This window comes from Achromobacter sp. 10T422, assembly GCF_056394065.1.
Window position 1 is genome coordinate 916331 of the sequence record NZ_JBFTHD010000001.1, and the last position, 15264, is coordinate 931594.

Consider the following 15264-nt stretch of genomic DNA (forward strand, 5'->3'; position numbering starts at 1 on the left):
GCAGATCCAGACATCCATCCGGACATGGATCAATAAACCGACCTATGAGCATATACGTTTTTGTCTACGGCACCCTACGTGCCGGCGAAATCAATGACCTGGCCAAAGCCGCCGCCCAGCGCGGGCTGCCTGATGCCGAATGGGTCGGCGCGGCCTCCGTGCCGGGCGTGCTGGTCGACTTCGGCGATTGGCCCGGGCTGATCCCGGTGGCCGATGGGCGGCGGGTGCGCGGCGACGTCTACCGGGTCGATCCCGGCCTGCTCGCCTTGATGGACGAGATCGAAGAATATGTGCCCGGCAAGCCCTGCTGTTTTGTGCGGCGCGACGTCACCGCGCGCCTGGATACGCCCGCCGACGGCGCCCATGACATCGCCTGCCAGTACTACCCGATCGACCCGGCGCTGCGGGCCGCAGCCATCGATATCGCGGGCGACGACTGGATCGCGCACCGCCGCAGCCGAACCGGTGGAGACGCCCCGTAAGACGGGCGTAGTAACAACCGACTACAATGGAATTTGTCTTCACGCTTTTACACCCGTCCCTGCCCTTTGCGGTGCGACGGGCACTCTAGAGGTCATCGTATGCAAAAACGGGTTCCCGTTGCCCCTGATGCCGCCCACTGTTCCACCTGCATGTTGGGCCACGTGTGTGTTCCCGTGGGCATGGCTGCCGCCGAAGTGGAAAAGCTGGACGAGCTGGTGAAAGAGCGTGTGCGCCTGGAAAAGGGCAAAACGCTGTATTCGCTGGATCAACCGCTGGACGCCGTTTATGGCGTGCGTTTCGGCAGCATCAAGACTCAGCTCGAAGACGCCACGGGCCAGATTCAAATCACCGGCTTTCACTTGCCCGGCGAAATCGTCGGCATGGACGGCATGCTGGACAGCAAGCACGTGTCCGCCGCCGTGGCGCTGGAAGACTCCGAAGTCTGCGTCATCCGCCTGACCGAAGTTGATCGCGTCGCGACGCACCTGCCGTCGCTGCAACAGCAATTCCGCCGTCTGATGAGCCGCGAAATCACGCGTTCGCATCAGATGCTGGCGTCGCTGGGCTCGATGCGCTCTGAACAGCGCCTGGCCGCTTTCCTCTTGAACCTGTCGCAACGTTATGCCTCGCTGGGCTACTCGTCGACCGAGTTCGTGCTGCGCATGAGCCGCGAAGAAATCGGCAACTTCCTGGGCCTGACCTTGGAAACCGTCAGCCGATTGTTCTCGCGTTTCGCACGTGAGGGCCTGATCAAGATCAACCAGCGCGAAGTCCGCATCCTGGACTTGCCCGCGCTCAAGCAGCTGCTGGGTCACGAGGGCTGCTGATTACCCGCCGCGCCATGCGCCGCGCACCTGCCTCTTCCGTCTCCCACCGCTCCCACGCTACACACGCCGCAGCGCGCCGAGCGTCCGGGCGCCGGCTGGGTGCGGCGCTGGCCTTGATTGCCGTGCTCGCCCCCTGGGCCGTGCATGCGCAGACGCCGCTGCCTGACCCCTACGATTACGACGAGGCCGTGCCCGCGCCCAAACGCGCCGCGCCCTTGCGCTGGCAAACCGTAGAGCTGGGCAAACCCGGCCACAAGTACAAAATTCCGGTCTACGCCAATCGCAATCTGACGAAAGACGACCTGCGCGACATCAAGCAGGTCATCGTCATCATCCACGGCGTCAAACGCGATGCCGACCGCTATTACGAAACCGCCGCCGAGCTGCTGACGCACAACCCCGACCGGGCGCGCGACACGCTGATTCTGGCGCCGCGTTTCTCCGGCTCCATTGATTCAGGGTTTGGCGGCATGGCCGCGTGGCGCAAGTCCAGCTGGGAAGACGGCGATGAAAGCGTGCAGGCCAGCGGCCGGCCCGCGCCCGTCTCGTCGTTCCAGGTGCTGGACGACCTGCTGCGCAGCCTGGACGACCGCAAGCGCCTGCCCACGCTGGCCAGCATCGTGCTGGCCGGGCACTCGGCCGGCGGCCAATTGGTGCAGCGCTACGCCGTGCTGAACAACGTCGACGGCCCGCTGCGGCGCGATGGCCTGGCCCTGCGCTACGTCATCGCCAACCCGTCGTCCTACCTGTACCTGACCAACGAACGGCCGCGCGCCGATGGCAAGGGCTACGCGCCCTACGAACGCGGTATCTGCCCCACCTACAACCAGTACAAATACGGCACGGACAAGCTGCCCGCGTACGTATCCGCCTATATGTCGGGGTCTGCGTCTCCCAATGCGCGCGACACCGACGACACCCGGCTCTTTGTCCGGTACGCCGCGCGCGACGTCATCTATCTGCTGGGTGGCGCCGACAACAACCCCGAACACCGGCTGCTGGACAAGACCTGCGGCGCCGAAGCGCAAGGCGCCACGCGGCTGGCCCGTGGCACGGGCTATCTGCAATACGAATACGTGCTGGCCGCCCGTGGCCCCAAACCCGTCACGCTGCATCGCAGCAGCTTCGAAGTGGGCGGCGTGGGGCACGACAACGCGCGCATGTTCGGCTCGGTCTGCGGCGCACAAGCGCTGTTGGGCAGCGGCGCGCAAACAGGCGACCGCGCCGCCGCGTGCGACATCATCAAGCCGCGCGGCCGCTAAGCCTGACATTTTCCTGAATAACAACTATTTACCGGTGCTGCATTTCGCGCCGGGCAGGCGCAAGATACGTCAACGAGTTCTTCCCGAGAGCCGCTATGACGCAAACGTATCTCGACATGCCCGACGCAAAGCGCCGCATCAAGGCCATCTTCGTCGGCTCCATGGGCAACCTGGTTGAGTGGTACGACTTCTACGCCTACACCGCCTTCGCCCTGTACTTCGCCCCCGCCTTTTTCCCGTCGCACGATCCCGTCGTCCAGCAACTGAATGCCGCCACGCTGTTTGCGGCCGGCTTCATCGTGCGTCCGCTGGGCGGGTGGCTGTTCGGCCATATTGCCGACCGGCACGGGCGCCGAATATCGCTGATGGTGTCGGTGGTGATGATGTGCGTGGGCTCGCTGATCATCGCCGTCACGCCTACCTACGCCAGCATCGGTTTCGCCGCGCCCGCGCTGCTGGCGCTGGCCCGCGTGATCGAAGGCTTGAGCCTGGGCGGCGAGTACGGCGCCAGCGCCACCTACCTGACCGAGATCGCCGACCCCGAGCATCGCGGCTTTTATTCCAGCTTCCAGTACGTGACGCTGATCGGCGGACAGCTCTGCGCAATCCTGGTGCTGCTGCTCTTGCAGAACGTGTTCCTGACCCACGAACAACTGGTCGAATGGGGCTGGCGCATTCCCTTCGTGATCGGCGCCATGCTGGCCATTGTGACCGCGCTGATGCGGCGCGACATGCCCGAGACCGACTCATACAAGGAAGCCCAGAAGACCAAGCCGAAAACGAGTTCGCTGCGCGGCCTGATGAAGTATCCGCGTGAAGTGGCCATCGTGGTCGGGCTGACCGCGGGCGGCACCGCGGCCTTCTACACGTTCACGACGTACATGCAGACCTTCGTGCGCCAGACGTCGGGCTTTTCCGACATCACCACCACCTACATCATCGCGGCCTCGCTCATCTTCGCGCTGATCCTGCAGCCGCTGTATGGCGCGCTGTCGGACAAGGTCGGCCGCAAGCCGCTCCTGATCTTCTTCGGCGTGGCGGGCGCGCTGCTAACCGTGCCCATCCTGATGACCTTGTCGCATACGCGTTCGCCGTTCATCGCCTTCCTGCTGATCTGCGGCGCGTGGGTGTTCACGGCGGGCTACACGTCCATCAACGCGGTGGTGAAGGCCGAACTGTTCCCCACGAACATCCGCGCAACAGGCGTGGCCGTGCCTTACGCCGTGACCGTGTCCATCTTCGGCGGCACGGCCCCGGCCATCGCGCTGTTCTTCAAGCAGCAAGGGCATGAAGAATGGTTCTACTACTACCTGGCCGGCGTGATCTTTGTGTCTCTGCTGGTCTACGCAACAATGCGCGACACCAAACATCAGTCGGCCATGCACCGGCACGATTGAGCCTTCGGGAAATTCCCAATGCTGCCGGCTTGACGCCGGCAGTTTTTCGGATCAATACTTAACCTTATGGTTAACTTAAACGACGACACGCTGGACAGCATCTTTTCCGCCCTGGCCGACGCCACCCGGCGGCGGGTGCTGGCCGATCTGGAACAAGGCACGGCATCGGTCAGCGACCTGGCCCGGCCTCACGCCATGTCCCTGCCCGCCTTCCTGAAGCACTTGCGGGTGCTGGAAGACGCCGGGCTGATTGCCCGCGCCAAGGACGGCCGGGTCGTCAGTTGCACGCTGTCGCCCGAACCCATGCAGGCCGCATCCACCTGGCTGGCGCGCTACGAGAAGTTCTGGAATGGCCAACTGGATTCACTGGCCCGATACCTGTATCACGACGAGGAGATCCATCCATGGCCACCCAACGCCCCGAAGACATCCCCAGCCACCCCCCCAGCCCCAACGGCACCTCTGGCAACGCCCCCCTTGAGCTCCGGCTCACCCGCCGCTTCACCGCGTCCGCCGAGCGCGTCTGGCGCGCCTGGACGGACCCGCAAGCGCTGATGCGCTGGTTCGGCCCCGCCGGCACCCAGCGCGTGCTGCTGGCGGAAACCGATGTGCGGGTGGGCGGCGCCTACCAGGTGGGCTTTGTCACCGACGACGGCCAGGCCCATTACGCCAGCGGCGTGTACCGCGAAGTCGAGCCCCAGCGCCGCTTGGTGTTCACCTGGGCCTGGCGCGATACCCCCGACGAAACCTCGTTGATCACCCTTGAATTGACCCCTGCGCAGGGCGGCACCGACCTCGCCTTCCTGCAAACCCCGTTTGTCGATCAAGCCACCCGTGACGGCCATGAAACCGGCTGGGCGGGCGCCATGGACCGGCTGGCGGACCATCTGGCAAGCGCAGTCTGACTGCACTTTCTACGCACCGCTTGCCGCTTACCGTTCACGGGCCGCATTGGCCCGATCCAAGAAGGAGCCGCACCATGCAGACCCAACACGCCGTCGTATCCCGCCCCCAATGGGAGGCCGCCCGCGAGACCCTGCTCAGCCGTGAGAAAGCGCTGACCCGCAGCCAGGACGCGCTGGCCCGTGAACGCCAGGACCTGCCTTGGGTTCTGGTGAACAAGGCGTATCAATTTCAAAGCGCGCACGGGCCGCTCGGCCTGGCCGACCTGTTTGGCGGCAACAGCCAACTGATCATCTACCATTTCATGTATGGCCCGGACTGGGAAGAAGGCTGCGTGGGCTGCTCGTTTCTGGCCGACCACCTGGACAGCGCCATCACGCATCTGCGCCATCACGATGTGTCCGTCGTAGCCGTATCGCGCGCGCCATTCGCCAAGCTGGACGCCTTCAAGCGGCGCATGGGCTGGCGGTTTGACTGGCTGTCTTCCGAGGGCTGCGACTTCAATTTCGACATGCACGCGTCGGTGCCGCTTGCCGACGGCAGTGTCGAAGAACGCTCAGGCGCCAGCGCGTTTTTCCGTGACCCCGATGGCGAAATCTTCCACACCTATTCCGCCTTCGAGCGCGGCGTGGAACGGCTGGTTGGCGCGTACAACTATCTGGACTTCGCGCCGCTGGGACGCAACGAAAACGGCCCGCACTTCAACCTGGGCGACTGGGTGCGCCACCATGACCGGTACGACGACGCCAAGCCCGCCTCCTGCCACGCCTGCGCATAGCCCGGCGCGCGCGATGACGGCGCTGTGGCTGGCCTGTCTGGCGGCCATGGCGCTAGGCCTGTGGCTTGACACCCGCCAGACGCCTGCGGCGCTGCTCGCCAGTGAGTGCGGCGCGCCCGGAAGCCTGTGGGACATGGCATGGCGGCACACCACCCTCATGCCCGCCAGCAGCGCGGCGATGGTGCTGGCCGCGCTGGCGCCCTGGCCGCGCCGGCATGCGCCAGCAGCTGGCCGGCGGTTGCTCTGCGCTGTGTTCATGGCGATCGGGATGGTGCTGGGCGCCCGCCTGGGTGCCATGGCGGCGCTTGCTTGGACCGCGCCGCCCTTCGCGGGCATGGTGATAGGCATGGCGGCCGGCATGGCGGCGGGCCTGTTACCGGCGGGGCTAGGCGCTGGGAACGGCGACCCGGCCGGTTGCCGTAGGAGCGCTAGATAGCGCCGTGGCGCGGGATGCCTGCTTGGAGCGAGATGCCCGCTGGGCGCTGGATGCCTGCCGGGCGCTGAATGCCGTCTTAGCGCCGAGCGCCCGTCAGCGGCCGATCAGCCGGCGTCACCGCCGGTTCGATCGGCGCGGCCAGCGGCGCCTGGATCTCAAGCGCCGAGACCGCACGCGCCACGCAGGGCAAGATCCAGCCCTCTTCTTTTTCGTCGCGCGACAGGCCTGGCCATTCGATCAGATAGTCCACGGCCCCTTCCAGCAGCAAACACATGCAGGCCCGGCAGGTGCCGTTGCGGCATGAGCTCGGCAGCTTCACGCCCGCCGCTTGCGCGGCCATCAGCAAGGAAGTGTCTTCACCCGCGTCAAAGCGCAGGCCGGCGGGCTGGACCAGAACGGGAAAAGCGGCCATGGCAATCAGATAAGCGGAACGTTGACGCGGACGGCCGTCAGCCCGCGTTGTCCTGCCAGTCCAGCTTCCAGGCGCCCGACAGCACGTTCTGCATCCACAGCACGCACGTCAAGGTCTTCGCGTCGGTGACCTCGCCCTTGCTGCAAGCCGCCAGCAATTCGGCAGGGTCGGCGCTGATCACATCCAGGAATTCGTCCTGGTCCAGCTGGCGCGGCCCCGCGCGCAAACCGCGGGCGAAGAAGATATGGATGATTTCTGTCGAGTAGGCGATAGCCAGGTGCAATGCCCCAGCATGCGCCCATTGATCAGCCATATAGCCGGTTTCCTCAAGCAGTTCGCGCTTGCCGCACACCAGCGGGTCTTCGCCCGAGTCGAGCTTGCCAGCCGGAAATTCCGTCATGACGCGCCCGATGGGGTAGCGGAACTGGCGCTCCAGCAACACCCGGCCGTCGTCCAGCAAGGGAATCACCACGACCGCGCCGGGATGCACGACGTACTCGCGCGTAGCCGTGTTGCCATTGGGCAGGCTGACCGTGTCGCGGCGGATCTTCAGGAAACTGCCCTCGTAAGGGGCTTCGCTGGTGACCAGCGTTTCAACAAGATGGGGTTCGGATGGGCGGGTCATGAGGGCGTGTCGGATTCGTAAACAACGCGCGGCGCAGCGCGGCGGGCACCAAGCCAAGGAGCTTACCATCTGCCTGGCGGGGTAACTGCTGCCCCCTGCTTGCCACTTGCTGCGTGCTAGTTGCTACCTGCTGCCTGCTGCCTGCTACTTGCTACTTGCTACTTGTTGCCTGCCGCATGCTGCTTGCTCCGTCACCCGCCACCCTCGGCGTTGGGCCGATCAGTCGAACTTGCGGCGGGCGTCCAGCGCCAGACCGGCGCCGATGCTGCCAAACAGGTCCCCTTCCACGCTGCGCGCGCCCGGCACCAGTGCCGACACCGTTTCGCGCAAGCGCGGCACGCGGCTGGAGCCGCCGGTGAAGAACACCGTGTCCACGTCGGCCGTGGCCACGCCCGCATCGCGCAGCAGCGCGCCCACGGTGGTTTCGACCTTTTCGATCAGCCGGCCCACGCAGGCGTCAAACGACGGACGGGTCACGTCCACCCCAAGTTCCGGCGCGATGCGCGACAAATCAATGCGTGCCAACGGCGTTTCCGACAGCGCGATCTTGGCCTCTTCCACCTGCACCGCCACCCAGTGGCCGGCGCGCTGCTTGACCAGATTCAACAGCAGATCGATCTTCTCGCGGTCGCCCGCTTCAGCCCGGATGTACGCAAAGTGCTCTGCGGCCTTGCGCGTGTAAGCCTGGTTGATCGTGTGCCAGCAGGCCAGGTTGCCGTACTGCGTGGACGGCACATCCTTGCCGCTGCGCAGCTGGCTGCCCAGACCCAGCAAGGGCATGACGTGCGCCAGGCTAAGTTGCTTGTCGAAGTCCACCCCGCCGATGTGGACACCCCCATAGGCCAGGATGTCTTCACGGCGATCCGCCTTGCCGGCGCGGTCCGGTCCCAGACGAATCAAAGAAAAGTCCGACGTACCGCCACCGATGTCGATGACCAGTACAAGCTCTTCACGGTCAATCTGCGACTCGTAATCAAATGCGGCGGCCAGCGGCTCGAACTGGAATTCAATATCGGTGAAGCCGACGCTACGCGCAATTTCGCCCAGCGTGTCTTGCGCGGTCTGGTCGGCGGCGCTGTTGTCATCCACAAAGAACACCGGCCGGCCCAGCACGGCCCGCGTGAAATCCCGGCCAGCGGCGGTTTCGGCGCGCCGCTTCAATTCGGCGATAAAGCGCGTCAACAGCACACGAAACGGAATCGAACGCCCTTGCACTTCCGTGGACCCATCGATCAGCGAACTGCCCAACAGGCTTTTCATTGACCGCATCAAGCGCCCGTCGTAGCCCGCCAGATAGTCGGAAATGGCGGCGCGGCCATAGCTGACCTCGGCGTCTTCGTCATGGAAAAAAATGGCCGACGGCAAGGTGGTCTTGCCGTCTTCCAGGGCGAGGAGCGCGCGCTGGTCGGGGCGGCTCCAGCCTACGGTGGAGTTGGAGGTGCCGAAGTCGACGCCGCATGCGGAGGAAATCATGGAGAATTCTGGGGCTGAAAGCAAAACGGCGGACAAGTGTACCCGCTTCGAGGGGCCAAGGCTGTCATGACCCGTCCCCCAAACTACCTTTCGGCTCCGTCATCCCAGCACTGCCCCCTTCGGCCCCGTCGCGACCAGACTGGCGCCACATGCCGTTTTCATGCCATTCAAGGCGACCGCAATACCGTCCACCTTGTACGAACCACTGCCTTCGACAATGGGAAACAGTCCCTTGCACAATGGACAACTGACCAAATGGCCCACCCCCGCGATGGGTTTGCCATTCAGATTCGTATTGCTGAATGCCTGCAACACCTTGCCGCCGTGAGACGTCGCGTCGCCCAATCTGATAATTTCCAACATGAATTGCTCCGGGTTTATGGGTCAGAGGCATCTGCGCCCGTCAGATCCACCCCTGGCCCACTGGCCAGGAAATCGTCCAACGTCCGCTGATCACGCGCGACCTGTTCAGGGTCGATGAACCGCATCGGCATCGTCGATGCACGCGATTGCTGCGCCTCTTGCTGTCTCGCCAGGAAGATCGGGTCGGGGCCGTCGCTTAGGGAATGTTGCGGCATCAACCGCACACCGAAGGGGTCGAACGGGGGCTTTTGCCCCGGTGTCGGGGAACTGATCGGGATCAGCGTGGCCCGGTTGGTTCGACGCAGCGGCATCACAACGCCACTGTCACCATTGAGGTAACTGGCCATCGTCGCCAACGCGAGACTGACAAACGGAGAGACGGCACCCGTATCACCCAGGCGCTGCGTGAGGTTGTAGCTTTGATCGGACGCCAGTAAATCCAGTGGGCTGTTCGCTACGTTCAACGCGGGAATCCATTCGGTCAAGGCCGTGTTGTCCGATTCACCCGTGTCGAAGAACACGCGCGCGGGAGGGGTCGGCAAGGCTTGGGACGCTTGCCCCCAGCCMGCCGCCAACGCCGCGTGCAGCGCGTTGTTCATCAGGCGCTTGCCGCCGTCGAGCTGCAATGAAACTGTGACAGGACGGTACAGCTTGGCCAACACCGGCAACGCGTCCCATTGCTGAAAGGCGCGCACGGTCCACGGCTTGGGGATAAAGGGGGATGGTTGAAAAGGGACTGTCGGCTGACGGGAACCCCACCCGGTAAATTCCGGGTTGATGGGGTTCTCGTTGACCTGGGTGAACGGCGCGTAGTAGCGCAGCCAATCGACTCGCTCCGGACGGCCGACGACCAAGGCGACCATGGCGTCGGTGAGTTCGCCGGGCTGGCGTGGGCCGGTGCCAGCGCCAACAAACGTCTGGCTGTGATCAGACAATGTCATCGCCATGTTGAACCCGTCCACGCCATAGACGAGCACGGCAGGCAGGTCGGGCGTCCGTTCAAATAATTGAAACAGGCTTTCCACCAACCCTTCTGGCGTATCCGAGCAGACGATTCCATTTTCCAATTCACGTATGCCATGCCAATGCAGGCCCGCATCGCCTCGCATTCGATTGACCATGCTGGTCAGCATGTTCGTGACCGCCTCTGCGGGCACTCTTGGCTTAGGATGATCCGCGGTCCAGCCCCGCACCACGGTCACCGTCGGAATGGGCCACTTCTCCAAGAAGTTCTTGAGACCCAACTCCAACGCATCTGATTTGCGCTTGTCATACGCCGTGTCCTTGTCCGCTCCTGTAATGGGGTAGCCGCACGGACCGGTCGGCAGTATGGATGTCGCATGCAAGGCATTCGGATTGGCGCGATTGCCTAGCTCCAATGCTTGCCACACCTGGCCTTGCCGAAAAATATCCAGGCTCAGGCCCAGGCTAAGCACATCCAACGTGTCTAGCCGCGCGGACGAAGTCGGCGCGCGGTATTTGACGTCTCTTGACATGGTGCTGCCTCCCGCTTCAAAAGCCGGCAACTTGCCGGATCGGTCCTAGGAAACTATCGCCCAAGGTCTCGCTGACGATCCGGGTAGGCAGCGTCACGGCCTGCACTGAAAAAGGGATAACCCCGCCGCCCTCGGTCGTCGCCGCCCCTTTCCGGTCGTACTCCGGGATCGTGGAGTTCCGATAGCGCGACGTCGCGTCAATCAGACTGCGATGCGCCGAATCTTCCTGAAAGTAGAACGCCAGCAACTTTGCATTTGGCATATCGGCATAGGGATCGGTATCCTCATGCCAACGGCAGTCGACTTTCTCCCAGTCCAGCCTCCAATCCGCCACCCTGCACAGGTACTCATAAAACTCCAAATCATCCACGCTCTGCCCTGCGCCCACTGCCACGTCAAACGCCAGCGATCGCTGACTGTGTTCGGGGTTCGCCGGTATCCCCGAGTGAAACGAGAGCGGCCCCTGATCGCCCAGTTCTTGATTCTGCAAGCGGATGCGCGCCTCGTAAGGCGTTTCTCCTCGAACGATCAGCACCTGCCCATTCCCAAGATCCCCTGCCGAGAACACCTCTGCATGATCCGAGGCATCCAGCCCATCATTGCGCCCCTGCTTGATTTGATTCAGGCGCTTACCGTATCGATACGCCCGATGCGTATCTAGAAACTCCTCTTGTGAGTAGGCCCGGTTCTTTGGGTCCCAACCCCCGGTGGCTACAGCGATGGAGGCGTCAATCGGCTCATAGGGCGCCCTGACCTCATATACGCCGCTGCCTGTCGCGTCTTTGTCAGAAGGGGAATTTCCTGCGCTGACCGTGCCCGCATCCGCGAAATTCACCTCTAGAGGGGCCGGTAGCGGATGCCCGCGCAATTGCACCGACTGGTTCTCGGCCAAAGAAGCCCTTGTCAGCCCCCAGCGACCAAACCAGCTCAGGGCTGTGTCTTCCCATGTTTCTTCGCCAGGCAGCAACAGCACGTAGCGATCAATGTGCGCTCGGCTGCCCACCCGTTCGCACTCGCCATTGCGTTTGCGTATCGTGAAAACCCGCTGCTGAAAGCGCGAGCTCAGCACGCTGCAAACCGGCGTGCTGCCAATCATCCCTGGCACGCCTTGCCAGCCAATGCCTTGAACGTTCGCAAGCCCCACGGTCTGATCCTGCGGAGTGAAATAAAGATACGTGCAGCCGCGGTTATCGCGTTCATCGAAAGCGACCTCGCGTCCGTCCAACGTCGCCTTACTGCCTTTGCCACCGGTCCAGCGCGGCCCCCCAATCGCCCCGTATCCGCGGCTACCCGCAATGGTCAACGCAGATAAAGCAGGCTGGTGTACCGCTTGCGTGTCAATAACGTCGATGATCCGCTTGAACGTTTCGATGCGTGCGGCCTTGGTTTGCTGCTGAACCCACATCTGTGCCATCTCCGTCGTCGGTTCCAGCAGGCTATACGGGGGATTCATCATCACGACGCAGTCCGCCGGGCGCGTATTGGCTTCGTCAGCCAGCAGCGCTTGCGCCAACAGATTCACCATGTTTCCCTGGCTATGTCCGACCACGTTGATGACGTCCCCCGGATACCGCTTGCGAATGATGCGGATCAGCATCGCCAGCCGCACTGCGGCTAGCACCATGTACTTGCGCGCCGGAGAACGTAACAAGGGATGGGCTGCATCAGGCGAGAACAGATTCGTCGAAATAAAGCCAAGCAGCCTGCCATTGAATCCGTCACCCCACATGTCGGGCAGGGTGGTGGTCGCGTTGGCGAACGCACCTCCTTCCTGAGTGCCCGCCTTGTCCAAGCGGTTGCCGTTGCGATCCAACCATTGGCCGTGCGGCATAGACTTGTTAATGAATTTTTCCTCTTCACGAAAGCCCCAGTAAAACGGAATCACCACGCTACGCGCGGGGACTCCGTTTGCAGCCTCCGAGAAGCGGCGCCGGTAATAGACCGCATCGGGATTGCTTGCGGCCCCCCCATCGTCGCCGGGAGAGGTGTAGGTGGCCGCGTACAGCCGGCCTGCCCCGGGGGACCCGTCTGGTTGCTCCGCAAGGTCCAGCCGTTCGTTCAAACCATCGCAAAGGCCTTGCTCAATGCTGGCGTAGACCCCCGCAAGATCATTGACGCCATGGATCAAAATGGTCACGCAGGGCTTGGGCGGCGGCGGCTGCACACGGGTATCGCCGCCCGCCGGCATTACCACGCTGCGGGCGTTGCCGATGACCCGGGCCTGGGTATTGACATTCATCATGCGCTCCTTGTTTCAATGACAACGAAGGGGCCACTAAGGCCATTTCACGCGCCGTTCGGCGGTTTACGAGGGTCCATGATCCGAATATTGGCGATGTGCATCGCCGTTTTCTCCAGCAATTGCGTCGCGCCTTGCGCGTCGGTGATGCCTTCCACCGTCTCACCATTACTGAGCGCGATCCGGTAAGGCACGTTGGCCATGGGTGTCTTGCCGTCGATGTTCGTAACGACGAATCGGCGTTGCGTATCGCCTACGTCAAAAGCAGGCAAGTCCGCCGCTTGGCTGGCGGCCCCTTGCATGTCGTAGCTGGCTGCTTTGAACGTCATGGCGCCCGGGCAACCGATCTCTACCGCGCCGCCCTGCAACTTGATATAGGCGCCGCCGCAAAGCAGCGTGACATGTTTGTCCGCCATGACCATGACGTGATCCTGGGTAGCACTGATCTCAACGCTCTTGTCGGCCTGCACCCGGATGGTGTCGCGCTGCGCCTGCAACAGCATCTCGCCCTGATGCGCGATGTGCCGCATATCACCGCCATGCGCGAACTGGCTGATGCCCTGCCCCGCATTGATGACGAGCGCCTGCCCCGCGGTCAGTTGCAGCTTTTGCTGTGCAACGGCGTCCACATGCTGACCGGCCGCCAAGGTGATGGATTGCGGCGTGCCCGCCGCGATACCCGCCGGACTGCTCAGCGCAATCAGCGGCGAACCGCCGTTCGATTTGTTCGCTTCATCGTTGGCGCCATGCCCCAGATCACGCACGGCCTCGGACAAGGTCTGTTGAGGTCCCGCGTCCAACGGCATGCCCTGATGCTGCACCGCGTAGCTGCCCAATCCCTTCGCAAGTTCCAGCGCACTCTCCAGGCACTGCACCAGTTCTGCCCGCGACAATTGCCCGCCCTTGGCCTGCGCCTGCCCATCGGTGCTGATGAACAACCCTTTGCCCGCGCGCAACGCACCCTGCTCATCCGTCCGCAGTTCAAACCCTTCCCCACGCGGCGCACCGCCTTGCGGGCGCGGGTGCGTCAGGTATCCCAGATGCAATTGCGTAGCGCCATGGTCGCTCATCAGCGCGGCGCTGATCTGCGCCGACGTGTCATCCAGGCGCAGCTCGTTTGCGCGATTGCCCTTGTGTTCCTTGCTTTTGACGGTATTCAGGATGTTGTGCTTGGGCAGCGCGTAAGGCGGTAGATTCGTCGCCCGGTATGTTCTGCCCGTAATAATTGGCTGATCACAATCGCCGTCCAAAAAGCTGATTATTATTTCCTGTCCGATGCGCGGTATCGCCATATGGCCCCAGGCCGCGCCAGCCCAGTTCTGGGACACCCGGACCCAGCAAGAGCTGTGCTCGTCATGCTTGCCCAACCTGTCCCACGGAAACTGCACCTTTACGCGGCCGAACTCGTCGCAATAGATCTCTTCGTTGGGCGGACCCACTACGGTGGCGATCTGCGGTCCATCAATGCGGGGCTTTGAGCTGGGTTCCGGTTTCCAATCCACCTTGTCCGGCACGATCTCAGCGGTGTAGTGATAGCGCGTGCCCAGGCTTGCATCGGCGCTTTCCTCTTCCTGGCTGGTGTACTGCACACCGCGATGATGCATGCGGACGGGACGCCATCCGTGATTCCAGTCATCGCGGGGATGGCCAGTCAGATCGAAGGCGACACCCGGAACCAGACGCGCATCGTCTCCTTCAACGCGGGCCAGGCGCGCGTCGCGGCGCAGTCCCAGCAAGCGGGACTGCGTGAACGGAATGCCTGCTTCGTCCCGCTTGTAGCGGCCCGGGTAGTCGTAGCGTTCATAGCGGCCGTCCTGATGGTCCCGGTCGGCAGCCACGGCGCAATGTTCCTGCTCGTAACGGGGGTGCGAATACGTGTAGTCGCGCTGCGTCTGGCGTGCGGTGCGCACTTGTTCCGCATACGTGAAACGATGCAGACCGGGTTCGGGGCGGCCACCGCCCGGCATCGGCTGATAGACCACCGGCCCGCCTTCAATTTCTCCGTGAATGTAGATGCGGTCGCCATGGATCAAGCGGTGACCCTGCGCATCGTGTACATAGCGATAAAAGATCCCCTCTTCCGCCGCCAGCCGAGCCAGAAACGCCAAGTCCGTGTCGCCGGCCTGTACGCAGTATTCCCGTGACAGGTGCTCCTTCGTCATGACTTGCTCATAGTTGGTGATCCCATGCGACTTGATCACTGCCGACAGAATTTCAGGCACCGACAACTGCTGATAAATACGCCAATCGGAGCACAAGCCAGCCCGCGCCAAAGCGGGCTCGACCACGGCGCGATAGCGCGTACGCCGAAACCCCGACGGCCCCTGCTCAAACGCCGAGACCAAGCCATGGACATGCCGCGCCGCCGTATCGCCSCGCCAKATCGTGAACAGCGCGGGCTSATCCAGCACCGCGCCAAAATCCACTGCAGGATCGAAGCAAGACAAGTCCACCTCTAGCCGGAACGACTCGGACAGCGCCTCGTCCAGCGAGAACTCCACAACGTCGAACTCGGCTCCAGCCGCCTGAACCGAAAAGGAAAATCGCAAATCAGATAACGGATTCATGAC

General features: G+C 63.2%; 14 protein-coding genes and 1 pseudogene. 8 read left to right on the forward strand and 7 right to left on the reverse strand.

The features are described 5' to 3' along the window. Window positions 1-44 precede the first annotated feature (44 nt). From AC1DB0_RS03895 to AC1DB0_RS03930, 8 genes and pseudogenes are all read left to right on the forward strand, one after another. Window positions 45-482: a gamma-glutamylcyclotransferase family protein gene (locus tag AC1DB0_RS03895; RefSeq protein WP_476756557.1), complete on the forward strand. Its 438-nt coding sequence runs from the start codon at window positions 45-47 to the stop codon at window positions 480-482. Between the two features lie 99 nt (window positions 483-581). Beyond that, the gene (locus tag AC1DB0_RS03900; protein ID WP_054424877.1) at window positions 582-1310 is read left to right on the forward strand and encodes a helix-turn-helix domain-containing protein; all 729 of its coding nucleotides are present in this window, start codon (window positions 582-584) and stop codon (window positions 1308-1310) included. A 14-nt stretch (window positions 1311-1324) separates the two neighbouring features. Then, the gene (locus AC1DB0_RS03905; RefSeq protein WP_476756556.1) at window positions 1325-2572 is read left to right on the forward strand and encodes a hypothetical protein; all 1248 of its coding nucleotides are present in this window, start codon (window positions 1325-1327) and stop codon (window positions 2570-2572) included. 95 nt (window positions 2573-2667) lie between these two features. Beyond that, window positions 2668-3969, forward strand: coding sequence for an MFS transporter (locus AC1DB0_RS03910; protein WP_054424875.1), 1302 nt, complete (start codon window positions 2668-2670; stop codon window positions 3967-3969). A 66-nt stretch (window positions 3970-4035) separates the two neighbouring features. Next, window positions 4036-4524, forward strand: a complete 489-nt coding sequence (locus tag AC1DB0_RS03915; RefSeq protein WP_082387140.1) for an ArsR/SmtB family transcription factor — start codon at window positions 4036-4038, stop codon at window positions 4522-4524. Beyond that, window positions 4512-4874 (forward strand): annotated as a pseudogene (locus tag AC1DB0_RS03920) (SRPBCC family protein); the annotation flags it as partial. The gene AC1DB0_RS03915 and the pseudogene AC1DB0_RS03920, both read left to right, overlap by 13 nt. A 74-nt stretch (window positions 4875-4948) precedes the next feature. Further along, entirely contained in the window at window positions 4949-5650 is a 702-nt protein-coding gene (locus tag AC1DB0_RS03925; RefSeq protein WP_054424873.1) for a DUF899 domain-containing protein, read from the forward strand. A 13-nt stretch (window positions 5651-5663) separates the two neighbouring features. Next, window positions 5664-6086 carry a hypothetical protein gene (locus AC1DB0_RS03930; RefSeq protein ID WP_476756555.1) on the forward strand — a complete coding sequence of 141 codons (423 nt, stop codon included), beginning with the start codon at window positions 5664-5666 and terminating at the stop codon, window positions 6084-6086. Window positions 6087-6162: 76 nt separating this feature from the next. On the opposite strand, the gene AC1DB0_RS03935 is transcribed toward AC1DB0_RS03930, so the two are convergent. The 7 genes from AC1DB0_RS03935 to AC1DB0_RS03965 form a co-directional block, all read right to left on the reverse strand. After that, window positions 6163-6498 (reverse strand): 2Fe-2S iron-sulfur cluster-binding protein, encoded by a 336-nt coding sequence (locus AC1DB0_RS03935; RefSeq protein ID WP_054424869.1) that lies wholly within the window; start codon window positions 6496-6498, stop codon window positions 6163-6165. A gap of 37 nt (window positions 6499-6535) precedes the next feature. Then, the gene (locus tag AC1DB0_RS03940; protein ID WP_476756554.1) at window positions 6536-7123 is read right to left on the reverse strand and encodes an NUDIX domain-containing protein; all 588 of its coding nucleotides are present in this window, start codon (window positions 7121-7123) and stop codon (window positions 6536-6538) included. 219 nt (window positions 7124-7342) lie between these two features. Next, on the reverse strand, window positions 7343-8596 hold the full coding sequence (locus AC1DB0_RS03945) for an Hsp70 family protein (protein ID WP_454669322.1): 1254 nt from the start codon (window positions 8594-8596) through the stop codon (window positions 7343-7345). A 99-nt stretch (window positions 8597-8695) separates the two neighbouring features. After that, window positions 8696-8959, reverse strand: coding sequence for a PAAR domain-containing protein (locus AC1DB0_RS03950; protein ID WP_476756553.1), 264 nt, complete (start codon window positions 8957-8959; stop codon window positions 8696-8698). Between the two features lie 14 nt (window positions 8960-8973). Further along, complete coding sequence (locus AC1DB0_RS03955) at window positions 8974-10455, reverse strand: type VI lipase adapter Tla3 domain-containing protein (RefSeq protein WP_476756552.1); 1482 nt, start codon at window positions 10453-10455, stop codon at window positions 8974-8976. Window positions 10456-10471: 16 nt separating this feature from the next. Further along, on the reverse strand, window positions 10472-12697 hold the full coding sequence (locus AC1DB0_RS03960) for a T6SS effector phospholipase Tle3 domain-containing protein (protein ID WP_476756551.1): 2226 nt from the start codon (window positions 12695-12697) through the stop codon (window positions 10472-10474). A 44-nt stretch (window positions 12698-12741) separates the two neighbouring features. Further along, window positions 12742-15261 (reverse strand): type VI secretion system Vgr family protein, encoded by a 2520-nt coding sequence (locus tag AC1DB0_RS03965; protein ID WP_476758603.1) that lies wholly within the window; start codon window positions 15259-15261, stop codon window positions 12742-12744. Between the last annotated feature and the right edge of the window lie 3 nt (window positions 15262-15264).

Coding starts and splice junctions, on each gene's coding strand:
- AC1DB0_RS03895 (WP_476756557.1), top strand. CDS start 45: ATGAGCATATACGTTTTTGTCTACGGCACCCTACGTGCCGGCGAAATC.
- AC1DB0_RS03900 (WP_054424877.1), top strand. CDS start 582: ATGCAAAAACGGGTTCCCGTTGCCCCTGATGCCGCCCACTGTTCCACC.
- AC1DB0_RS03905 (WP_476756556.1), top strand. CDS start 1,325: ATGCGCCGCGCACCTGCCTCTTCCGTCTCCCACCGCTCCCACGCTACA.
- AC1DB0_RS03910 (WP_054424875.1), top strand. CDS start 2,668: ATGACGCAAACGTATCTCGACATGCCCGACGCAAAGCGCCGCATCAAG.
- AC1DB0_RS03915 (WP_082387140.1), top strand. CDS start 4,036: ATGGTTAACTTAAACGACGACACGCTGGACAGCATCTTTTCCGCCCTG.
- AC1DB0_RS03925 (WP_054424873.1), top strand. CDS start 4,949: ATGCAGACCCAACACGCCGTCGTATCCCGCCCCCAATGGGAGGCCGCC.
- AC1DB0_RS03930 (WP_476756555.1), top strand. CDS start 5,664: ATGACGGCGCTGTGGCTGGCCTGTCTGGCGGCCATGGCGCTAGGCCTG.
- AC1DB0_RS03935 (WP_054424869.1), bottom strand. CDS start 6,498: ATGGCCGCTTTTCCCGTTCTGGTCCAGCCCGCCGGCCTGCGCTTTGAC.
- AC1DB0_RS03940 (WP_476756554.1), bottom strand. CDS start 7,123: ATGACCCGCCCATCCGAACCCCATCTTGTTGAAACGCTGGTCACCAGC.
- AC1DB0_RS03945 (WP_454669322.1), bottom strand. CDS start 8,596: ATGATTTCCTCCGCATGCGGCGTCGACTTCGGCACCTCCAACTCCACC.
- AC1DB0_RS03950 (WP_476756553.1), bottom strand. CDS start 8,959: ATGTTGGAAATTATCAGATTGGGCGACGCGACGTCTCACGGCGGCAAG.
- AC1DB0_RS03960 (WP_476756551.1), bottom strand. CDS start 12,697: ATGATGAATGTCAATACCCAGGCCCGGGTCATCGGCAACGCCCGCAGC.